Raw genomic sequence first — 9,606 nt, 5'->3', positions numbered from 1 at the left:
CGGGTACGCGGCGGGTGGCTGGCGGGTGGAGCGGCATCCGCGGTTCGCGGTGGACGTGACGGGTGACGGTCGGGCGGACATTGTCGGGTTCGGCGACGACGGGGTGTGGGTGGCGTTGAACCACGGCGACGGCACGTTCGCCGAGCCGCGGTTCGTGCTGGCCGACCTGGGGTTCAACGCCGGCTGGCGGGTGGACCGGCACGTACGGGTGCTCGCCGATCTGACCGGTGACGGCAAGGCGGACATCGTGGCGTTCGGGGACGCCGGGGTGTACGTGGCGCTCAGTCAGGGCGACGGGTCGTTCGCGTTCTCCCCGGTGCCGGCGGTGGCGGGGTTCGGGTACGCGGCGGGTGGCTGGCGGGTGGAGCGGCATCCGCGGTTCGCGGTGGACGTGACGGGTGACGGTCGGGCGGACCTCGTCGGGTTCGGCGACGACGGGGTGTGGGTGGCGTTGAACCACGGGGACGGCACGTTCGCCGAGCCGCGGTTCGTGCTGGCCGACCTGGGTTTCAACGCCGGCTGGCGGGTGGAGCGGCACCCCCGCCTCCTCGCCGATCTCACCGGCGACGGGAAGGCCGACATCGTCGGGTTCGGGGACGCCGGGGTCTACGTCGCCCGCAGTCAGGGTGACGGGTCGTTCGCGTTCACGCCGACGCCGGTCCTGGCCGACTTCGGCTACCAGGCCGGCGGTTGGCGGGTCGAGCGCCACCCGCGCCTGGTGGCGGACGTCGCCACCACCGGCCACGCCGACCTGGTCGGCTTCGGTGAGGCCGGTGTGCTCGTCGCCGTGAACAAGGGCGACGGCACGTTCGCGCCGCGTCCCCTCTTCGTCATCCCGGGCTTCGGCGCCGGCCCGAGCGGGCCGGTCACCCAGCAGGGGCCGTTCCTGCCGGACCCGAACGTCGGCCTCGTGCAGGCGTCCGGCGGGCACCGCGACACGGTGTTCTACGTCGGCGGCGACTCCGCGCGCCGGCTCTGGACGTGGACCGAGGGGATGGCCACCTGGCAGCAGCTCGTCCCCGGCGGGGGTGCCGGCGCGGCCCGCCGGTTCTTCGTCGACCCGTACCGGCCCCGCCTGCTGTACCTGCTCGACTCCGACCACGTGCGACGCTCCGACGACGGCGGCGTCACCTGGCAGGTCGACACCGCCCTGGAGCAGATGCTCACCTGCGGCGGCCGGATCGAGGTCGTCCGCGACGAGGACGCCGACGGCCAGGGCGACCACTACGGCGGCATCCTCAACGACATGCAGTTCGACCCCACCGATCCGGGGCGGCGCTTCGCGGTCGGCCTGGCCGGCGCGTTCACCACCGCGGACGGGCAGCACTGGACGCGGCTGCTCGACACCGGCGCGCTCCGGGGCCGGCCGGCGAACTGCTACTACGACCCGATCTCGAACCCGGCCGACCCGGCGCTCTACGTGGCCTTCGCCGGGCGCAGCCTCGTGCGGATCAGCGGGTTCGCGGCCACCGCCGCCGCCGCGACCGGCACCGCTCCGGCCCGGTTCGACGACGCGCCGCCCGCGCCGCCCCGGTCCCCGGTCCGCACCCCGGACGGGCGGGTCGGCACCGCGCAGGCCCGCCCGGACGGCCGCGCGGCGGTCACCTTCGACGACGGCCGGACCGCCGTCGTCGACGCCGCCGACCTCACCCCGCCCGACGGCGTCGGCTGACCCGTCGGCCCGGCACCGGCTGGCTCAGCCCGGCACCGGCCCGGCCGGCTCGGTCAGGAAAGGGCCGAGCCGGTCGGGCCGGGTCAGAGCTGGCCGACGTCGGTGACGCGGACCACCGCCGCGCCCACCTCGTCCGAGGCGGCCAGGTCCACCTCCGCGCTGATGCCCCAGTCGTGGTCGCCGTCGGGGTCGTCCAGGATCTGGCGTACGGTCCACCGCTCCCGGCCCTGCTCGATCATCAGCAGCGCCGGCCCGCGCGCGTCCGGCCCCACCCCGATCGAGTCGTACGCCTCGAAGTACGGCTCCAGCGCGTCCGCCCACGCGTCCGCGTGCCAGCCGTCCCCGGCGTCCAGTTCGGCGAGCAGGTCCCAGCGGCGCAACGCGGCCAGCTCGACACGACGGAACAGCGCGTTGCGCACCAGCACCCGGAACGCCCGCGCGTTACGGGTCACCGCCGGCGGCCGGTCGTCCAGCGAGGCGGCCACCTCGGCCACGTCGGACGGGTTGCGCAGCCGCTCCCACTCGTCGATCAGGCTGGAGTCGACCTGGCGGACCAGCTCGCCCAGCCACTCGATGAGGTCGACCAGTTCCTCGGTCTTGGCGTCCTCCGGCACGGTCTGCCGCAGCGTCTTGTACGCGTCCGCGAGGTAGCGCAGCACCAGCCCCTCGGAGCGGGACAGCCCGTAGAACTGGACGTACTCCGGGAACGTCATGGCCCGCTCGTACATGTCCCGGACCACGGACTTCGGGGCCAGTTCGTGGTCGGCGACCCACGGGTGGCCCTGCCGGTACATCTCGTACGCGCCCGCCAGCAGCTCGGCGAGCGGCTTGGGCCAGGTCACCTCGTCGAGCAGTTCCAGGCGGGCCTCGTACTCGATGCCGTCGGCCTTCATCGCGGCGACCGCCTCGCCGCGGGCCTTGAACTGCTGCGCGGAGAGGATCTGCCGCGGGTTGTCCAGGATCGCCTCGATCACGCTGAGCACGTCCAGCGCGTACGCCGGGGACTCCCGGTCGAGCAGCTCGATGGTGGCCAGCGCGAGCGGCGACAGCGGCTGGTTGAGCGCGAAGTCGAGCTGGAGGTCGACGGTGAGGCGTACCCGGCGACCCGCCTCGTCCGGCTCGGGCAGCTCCTCGACCACGCCGCCGGCGCGCAACGCCCGGTAGATGGCGATGGCCCGGCGGATGTGCCGCCGCTGGGCGGCCGGGTCCTCGTGGTTGTCGGTGAGCAGGTGCCGCATCGAGGCGAACGCGTCGCCGGGGCGGCCGATCACGTTGAGCAGCATCGAGTGGCTGACCTGGAAGCTGGAGGTGAGCGGCTCCGGCTCGGCCTCGACCAGGCGCTGGAACGTCGGCTCACCCCAGCCGATGGAGCCCTCCGGCGGCTTCTTCTTCACCACCTTGCGGCGCTTCTTCGGGTCGTCGCCGGCCTTGGCGAGCGCCTTCTCGTTCTCGATCACGTGCTCGGGCGCCTGCACCACCACCCGGCCGATGGTGTCGAAGCCGGCCCGTCCGGCCCGGCCGGCGATCTGGTGGAACTCGCGCGCCTTGAGCAGCCGGGTGCGGATGCCGTCGTACTTGCTCAGGCCGGTGAAGAGCACGGTGCGGATCGGCACGTTGATGCCGACGCCGAGCGTGTCCGTACCGCAGATGACCTTGAGCAGGCCGGCCTGGGCGAGCGTCTCCACCAGGCGGCGGTACTTCGGGAGCATGCCGGCGTGGTGCACGCCGATGCCGTGCCGGACCAGCCGGGACAGCGTCTTGCCGAAGCCGGAGGTGAACCGGAAGTTGCCGATCGCGGTGGCGATCATGTCCTTCTCGGCGCGGGTGCAGACGTTCACGCTCATCAGCGCCTGGGCGCGTTCCAGCGCGGCGGCCTGGGTGAAGTGCACGACGTACACCGGGGCCTGCTTGGTCTCCAGCAGCTCTTCGAGCGTCTCGTGCAGCGGCGTGGTCGCGTACGAGAAGAGGAGCGGGACCGGTCGCTCGGCCGAGCGGACGACGGCGGTCGGCCGGCCGGTGCGCCGGGTCAGGTCGTCGACGAAGCGGGTGGTGTCGCCGAGCGTGGCCGACATCAGCACGAACTGGGCCTGCGGCAGCTCGATGATCGGCACCTGCCAGGCCCAGCCCCGGTCGGGCTCGGCGTAGAAGTGGAACTCGTCCATGATCACCTGGCCGACGTCGGCGCGGCGGCCCTCCCGCAGCGCCAGGTTGGCCAGGATCTCCGCGGTGCAGCAGATGATCGGCGCGTCCGCGTTGACGCTGGCGTCGCCGGTGAGCATGCCGACGTTCTCCGCGCCGAAGACCTCGCAGAGCGCGAAGAACTTCTCCGACACCAGCGCCTTGATCGGCGCGGTGTAGAACGTCGTCCGGTCGCCGGCGAGGGCCGCGAAGTGCGCCGCGATCGCCACCAGGCTCTTGCCTGAGCCGGTCGGCGTATTCATGATCAGGTTCGCGCCGGAGACGATCTCGATGACCGCCTCCTCCTGGTGGGGGTAGAGGTCGAGACCGCGCTCGGACGCCCAGGAGGCGAACGCGTCGTAGAGCGTGTCGGGGTCGGCGGTCTTCGGCAGCGCGGCGGTGAGAGTCATGGCGGCTCCCATCGTGCCTGGGCGGTGCCATGCCGCGCCAACCGGGTTCAGCGCTGCGGCGTCAGCGTCCCGGCTTCAGCGTCCCGGCTTCAGCACCTCGGCTTCAGCGCCGCCGGTGGATCAGGTCGAAGACGTCCCGGCCGGCGGTCAGCGCGCGCCGCTCGAACTTGGTCACCGGTCGGTGCGCCGGGCGGGGAGCGTAGCCACCGTGCACGTCGACCAGCTCCGGGTCGGCGGTCAGCGTCGCCCGCATCGACTCGGCGTACTCGGCCCAGTCGGTGGCGCAGTGCAGCGTGCCGCCCGGCGCCAGCCGGGACCGCAGCAGCGCCACGTGCGCCGGCGCGATGATCCGGCGCTTGTGGTGCCGGGTCTTCGGCCACGGGTCCGGGAAGTAGACGTGCACCGCGTCCAGGCACCCCTCGGGCATCGCCCGGACCAGGTCCAACGCGTCGCCCTCGGCGACCCGCACGTTCTCCAGCCGGTGCCGTTCCACCAGGTCCAGCAGGTTGGCGATTCCCGGCGTGTGCACCTCGACCGCCAGATAGTGTCGGCTCGGGTCGGCCGCCGCCATCGCGGCGGTGGCGTCGCCCATGCCGGAGCCGATCTCCAGCACCAGCGGCGCCCGCCGTCCGAACAGCGCCGCCGGATCGCACGGCCCGTCGAGGGCGGCGATCTCCAGGCCGTACGCGGGCCAGAGCCGGGTCAACGCGTCGCGCTGCCGGTCACTCATCCGGCCGCGACGCGGATGGAAGGTGCGGATGCGGGCGGTGGAGACGTCGGTGGTGGTCACAGCGACCCGAGCCTACGCGACCGACGCGGCCGTTCGGATGTGAGGTGCGGCCGGGGGTGAGAGGATTCATTCCCGTACGCCGGGAGGGTTCATGGGGTCAGTCAGGGGACGCGCGGCGCTGCTGGTCGCGGTCGGCGCGTGCGCCTTCCCGCTGCTCGGCGCCGTGCCCGCCCGGGCCGAACCGGTGCCCGAGCAGCCCGCCGGTGACGTGATCTTCGTGGAGGTCACCCCGGGCACGGTCGAGCCGGGTTTCCTGGTCGGCATCCGGGCCAGTTGCCGGGACAATTCGGTGCCCGCGATCGTGGCCTCCGACGCCTTCGGCAAGATCCAGGTGCAGCCGCAGCGCGGTCTGCTCACCGCCTCGCCGATGGTCAACGAGCGCACCCGACCCGGCAACTACCGGGTCAAGCTGGAGTGCCCGAGCGGGGAGACCGCGTCCACCATGCTCCAGGTCGTCAAGCGGGCCCAGCCCACCCGGCCGCCGAGTCACCCGCCCAGCCACTTCCCCAGCCGCGGCCCGGCGACCGGCTTCGGCGGCACCGCCGGCCCCGGCCTCGGCGGCCTGCTGGTGCCGATCGGGTTGGCGCTCACCATGGTCGGCGCCGGTTTCGGCGTGGCCGCCTCCCGTCGGCACGCCGCCGGGCGCTGAGGCCCGCCATGGCCGACCACGCCGCCCCGCCGCCCGCCGGTTCCCGGCGCTCCGGCTGGCCGTTCCTCGCGCTGCCCCCGCCCGCCGCCCCGCCGCGATCCGCCGCCGCGCCGCCGCACTCCGGTGTCTTCCCTTCTGCCGCGCCTGTTTCCGGTGCCCGGCCTGTTTCCGGTGCCCGGCCTGTTTCCGGTGCCCGGCCTGTTTCCGGTGCCCGGCCGGTCAGCGCGCCGCCCGGCGGCTCGGGGTCGTGGAGTCCGCCTCCGGTTGGGTCGCCTCCGGCCGAGGTGCCGCCCGCCGGGTCCCGTCCGGCCGGGACCTCGTCGACGGGGTCACGACCGTTGATGCCGCCGCCCGCCGCCTCCCGACCGTGGAGCCCGCCCGCGGCCGGGCCGCCTGCCGGGCGTTCCCGGCTGGTCGGTCCGCCTCCCGCCGGTGCGTCGCCGTCCGGTCCGCCGCCCGGATCCGCGCCGAGGCGGGACCAGGGCCGGAGCCCCTGGTCGAAGCCGCTGGCTGTGGTGCTGGTGCTGGTCGGCGTGTTCGCCGTCGGGGCCGGCCTCGGTCGCACCGCCGGGCCGTTCGACTGGGCCGAGGCATCGGCCGGGTCGAGCGTGGCGGCACCCGCGCCGGCCACCACACCGGCCCGGAAACCGGTCGGCCGCCCGGTCCGCCTGTCCGTGCCGGCCATCAAGGTCGACGCACCGGTCACCCCGGTCGGTCAGGCGCGGGACGGCTCGGTGGACGTGCCGCCGCTGACCGAGACCGACCAGACCGGCTGGTACAACCGGGGTGCGGTGCCGGGGGAGCCGGGGCGGGCGATCATCGTCGGTCACGTCGACAGCAAGAGCGGGCCGGCGGTGTTCTACCGGCTCCGCGAGCTGAAGCCCGGTGCGCTGATCCGGGTGACCCGCGCCGACCGGAGTGTGGTGTCGTTCACCGTCGACAGCGTGGAGTACTTCGACAAGGCGAAACTGCCCGCCGCCCGGGTCTACGGCGACTCCGGCCCGGCCGAACTGCGCCTGATCACCTGCGGCGGCACGTGGCTCGGCGGTCGCACCGGCTACGAGGACAACGTGATCGTCTTCGCCACCCGCACCCCCTGAGGGGCTCCGTCCATGCCGTTCCACTCACGGTGGACAGGCCGAATGGGTGGAACGTTATGGCTGTCTCCGCGCCCGTTTGACGTTCATGCCGTTCCACCCACCGCTTGCACTGCGCCCCGCGCTCCGGCCGGAGGGGCGAGGTTTGGGTGCATCTGTGGTTGCCAGAGCGACATCAGTTGCACCAAACGGCGTGATCGAGGCGGGCCGCCGAGCGTCCAACGGCGAGGCCAGATCAGCCGCGGTCACAGACGCACGAGCGCGCCACGGGCCAACGTGCGATCAGCTGGTGATCATGAAGTTGGCGGCGACAAAACGGACAGCGAGCGCCGTCAACTTCATGATCACCGGGCCGGGCGGGCCCGGAGGGGTGGGGTGGGGTCAGGTCAGGGGGTGTGGGGGACCTGGAGGGCCACCTCGAACTCCAGGAGGGTGGCGCCGGTGGCCACCGGCTTGCGCGGTTCGGCGCCCTCGGGGGTGGCGTGCGCGGCCCGGGACGAGCCCTGCGCCCACGCCTGGTACGCCTCCTCCGTCTCCCACCTCGTGTAGACGAAGTAGCGGGTCTCGCCGGCGACCGGGCGGAGCAGCTCGAAGCCGAGGAACCCGGGGGAGTTCTCCACCGCGCCGGCCCGGGCGGCGAACCGCTTCTCCAGTTCCTCGCCGGCACCGGGCGGGACGTCGATCGCGTTGATCTTCACGACTGCCATGCCGTCCAGCCTACGGCGACTCAGAACGCCTCGACGGCGGGCGTCAGGTCGGCGTCGACCACGATCGGGGCGTGGTCGGAGGGGCCCTTGCCCTTGCGGGCCTCCCGGTCCACGTACGCGGAGCGGACCGCCCGGGCGAACGGCGCGGTGGCGTACACCAGGTCGATCCGCATGCCCTTGTTCTGGTGGAACATGCCGGCCCGGTAGTCCCAGTAGGTGTAGGGGTGCGGGCCCTTCATCGGGGTGGGCACCACGTCGCTGAGCCCCAGGTCGCGCAGCGCGGCCAGCGCGGCCCGCTCGGCCGGCGTGACGTGGGTGGAGGTGGCGAACAGCGCCGGGTCCCAGACGTCGGCGTCGGTCGGCGCGACGTTGAAGTCACCGCAGACGGCGAGCGGCCGGGCCGCGGCCACCTCCGGCTCCAGCGCGTCGCGCAGCGCCGCGAACCAGGCCAGTTTGTACGCGTAGTGCGGGTCGTCGGGGGCGCGGCCGTTCGGCACGTACACCGACCAGACCCGCACGCCGTCGCAGGTGGCGGCGATGGCCCTCGCCTCCGGCGCGGGGAACCCGGGCTCGCCGGGGAAGCCGACCGCCACGTCGGCCAGCCCGACCCGGGACAGCACGGCCACGCCGTTCCACCGTCCGTCGCTGTGGCTGGCCACCTCGTAACCCAGCGCGCCCACCTCGGCGACCGGGAACGCCCCGTCCGGGCACTTCGTCTCCTGGAGACAGAGCACGTCGGGCTTCGTGGTGCCCAGCCAGTCGAGCAGCCGGGGCAGGCGGGCCTTCACCGAGTTGACGTTCCAGGTCGCCAGGCGCATGACTCCAGCCTGCCGCATCCCGGCCCGCTCCGCCCGGTCAGCGTTCCGGGGTGTCGCCCGGGCGGGTCTGCTCGGCGAGGAAGCGTTCCAGCTCGGCGCCGAGTTCGTCGGCGCTGGGCAGCGGGCCGGTCTCGGTGGCGAGCAGGCTCTTCTCGCCGCGACCCCGGGCGAACGCGTCGTACTGCTCCTCCAGCGCCTGGACCAGCGTGGCCGCCTCGTCGGTCTGGGCCACCTGGCGGTCGATCTCCACCCGGATCGCCTCGGCCGCGGTGCGCAGGCCGTCGCGCGGCAGCAGCAGGCCGGTGCCCTTGGACACGGCGGCGAGCAGCGCCTCGGCGGCGGCCGGGTACTCGGTCTGGGCGACGTAGTGCGGCACGTGCGCGGCGAAGCCCAGCGCGTCGCGTCCCTGCTCGCCGAGCCGGTACTCCAGCAGGTGCCCGACGCTGGCCGGCACCTGCACCTTCTGGAGCCAGGGCTCGTGCCCGGCGATCAGCTCCGGCCGGGTGGCGTGCGCGGTGACGCCGCTGGGCCGGGTGTGCGGCACCGCCATCGGGATCGAGTTGAGCCCGACGGTGAGCCGCACGTCGAGGCGGGCGGACAGCCCGGCGACGGCGGCCACGAACCGCTCCCACTGGAGGTCCGGCTCGGGGCCGGTGAGCAGGAGGAACGGCGTCTCGTCGTCGTCGTGCAGCAGGTGCAGCTCGACCTCCGGGGCGTCGTAGTCGGCCCAGTGGTCCTCGACGAAGGTCATCACCGGCCGGCGGGACCGGTAGTCGAACATCTGGTCGATGTCGAAGCGGGCGATGGTGCGGGCGTCCAGGGAGGTGAGCAGCTGTTCCCGGGCCAGCCGGGTGGCGCTGCCGGCGTCGACGAAGCCGGTGAGCGCCTGGATCAGCACCGGCTGGCCGAGGTCGTCGGGCAGCTCGTCGGTGAGTTCGTAGAGCTCGTGTGGGTCGAGCACCGGTGGGTCCTCCCTGTCGACGCGTACGGGGGGCGTCGCGCGGACGCGTCCCCGATTCGGCAAACGTACCGGGGGGAGTGGTCCATTCCGTTACGGACCCGTCGACCGCCCGGAGCGTGATCACAATTCGGCCACGGCTCGGTCCGGCGGCCCATGACGGATCGCCCGAACGGACGAGTTAGTCGATCATCGGCTGGTCCGCCGCCGGCCGCGTGCTTCCTGCCCGGGCCGACCGGCTGCGTGGCGGACCGGCGGTTGGCCCGTTCCGCGAGGTCGGCACCGTGCTGGGTGGGACCGCACGCGAATGTCCCGCGGCGTCCCCCC

Annotated in this window: 8 protein-coding genes; 3 read left to right on the top strand and 5 right to left on the bottom strand. The window is 73.6% G+C overall.

The genetic code is table 11. The features are described 5' to 3' along the window. A partial coding sequence (locus tag ACLQ2W_RS16140) for an FG-GAP repeat domain-containing protein (protein WP_425787124.1) occupies window positions 1–1,672 on the top strand: 1,672 nt, incomplete at its 5' end. 83 nt (window positions 1,673–1,755) lie between these two features. Here the strand turns inward: ACLQ2W_RS16140 and ACLQ2W_RS16135 are convergent. Both ACLQ2W_RS16135 and trmB read right to left on the bottom strand, forming a co-directional pair. Then, complete coding sequence (locus ACLQ2W_RS16135) at window positions 1,756–4,260, bottom strand: DEAD/DEAH box helicase (RefSeq protein WP_425787123.1); 2,505 nt, start codon at window positions 4,258–4,260, stop codon at window positions 1,756–1,758. Window positions 4,261–4,363: 103 nt separating this feature from the next. Beyond that, on the bottom strand, window positions 4,364–4,990 hold the full coding sequence (trmB, locus tag ACLQ2W_RS16130; RefSeq protein ID WP_405094200.1) for a tRNA (guanosine(46)-N7)-methyltransferase TrmB: 627 nt from the start codon (window positions 4,988–4,990) through the stop codon (window positions 4,364–4,366). Window positions 4,991–5,141: 151 nt separating this feature from the next. On the opposite strand from trmB, the gene ACLQ2W_RS16125 reads away from it, so the two are divergent. Together ACLQ2W_RS16125 and ACLQ2W_RS16120 are read left to right on the top strand one after the other, a co-directional pair. Beyond that, window positions 5,142–5,699, top strand: a complete 558-nt coding sequence (locus ACLQ2W_RS16125) for a hypothetical protein (RefSeq protein WP_425787122.1) — start codon at window positions 5,142–5,144, stop codon at window positions 5,697–5,699. Window positions 5,700–6,109: 410 nt separating this feature from the next. Then, window positions 6,110–6,799, top strand: a complete 690-nt coding sequence (locus ACLQ2W_RS16120; protein WP_425787426.1) for a class F sortase — start codon at window positions 6,110–6,112, stop codon at window positions 6,797–6,799. 383 nt (window positions 6,800–7,182) lie between these two features. Here the strand turns inward: ACLQ2W_RS16120 and ACLQ2W_RS16115 are convergent, their stop codons facing one another. The 3 genes from ACLQ2W_RS16115 to ACLQ2W_RS16105 are packed head-to-tail and all read right to left on the bottom strand — an operon-like array spanning window position 7,183 to window position 9,282. Continuing rightward, a complete protein-coding gene (locus ACLQ2W_RS16115; protein WP_396770830.1) occupies window positions 7,183–7,503 on the bottom strand; it encodes an antibiotic biosynthesis monooxygenase family protein in 321 nt (106 codons plus the stop codon). Window positions 7,504–7,523: 20 nt separating this feature from the next. Beyond that, the gene (locus ACLQ2W_RS16110) at window positions 7,524–8,321 is read right to left on the bottom strand and encodes an exodeoxyribonuclease III (RefSeq protein WP_281939446.1); all 798 of its coding nucleotides are present in this window, start codon (window positions 8,319–8,321) and stop codon (window positions 7,524–7,526) included. A 37-nt stretch (window positions 8,322–8,358) separates the two neighbouring features. After that, a complete protein-coding gene (locus ACLQ2W_RS16105) occupies window positions 8,359–9,282 on the bottom strand; it encodes a proteasome assembly chaperone family protein (RefSeq protein ID WP_281939447.1) in 924 nt (307 codons plus the stop codon). Between the last annotated feature and the right edge of the window lie 324 nt (window positions 9,283–9,606).

Source organism: Micromonospora sp. DT227, assembly GCF_049841835.1.
Taxonomy (GTDB): Bacteria; Actinomycetota; Actinomycetes; order Mycobacteriales; family Micromonosporaceae; genus Micromonospora.
The sequence above is the reverse complement of the archived record's forward strand: the minus strand, read 5'-3'. Positions and strand labels throughout refer to the sequence as shown.